The sequence below is a fragment of the Neglectibacter sp. X4 genome, from assembly GCF_009917365.1.
Classification (GTDB): Bacteria; Bacillota; Clostridia; order Oscillospirales; family Acutalibacteraceae; genus Acutalibacter.
On sequence record NZ_QWLE01000226.1, the window covers coordinates 1 to 386 of the forward strand.

General features: G+C 33.4%; 1 protein-coding gene. It reads right to left on the reverse strand.

All coding sequences use genetic code 11. The annotated features are described in order from the left end of the window. A partial coding sequence (locus D1841_RS17830; RefSeq protein WP_166554349.1) for a hypothetical protein occupies positions 1 to 286 on the reverse strand: 286 nt, incomplete at its 3' end. Positions 287 to 386 lie beyond the last annotated feature (100 nt).

A 386-nucleotide genomic window follows, 5' to 3' on the forward strand; every position in this document is an offset into this window, starting at 1 on the left:
CTGGAAAAGTATAAGTTCCCTCTGAAATATGTGGTAAATGCTTTTTCCCAAACGCATGTAGTTCATACCGTACTAATGTTTTTTTGCTGCTTGTCTTATTGTATTTTACACTCATCGTTGTAGTTATATCCCAGATTTGAGCCCCAAAATCCGTATTATATCCACCATAGAATTTCTTACTTTCTCTAGTGGATTTTTCTTCTAATCCAAAGCAAAATCCACTCTGAATTACTAACGTGAATACGACTACAATAGCAAGCATCATATAAGTCTTTCTTTTTGCCATTTTTCTCCACCTTTCAATCAAAACGCCCCTACATCTTGATTTTATCCAAATTCATTAGTATAATGTTCTCATAGAGTTTTCCTAAATAACTTAAATTGGG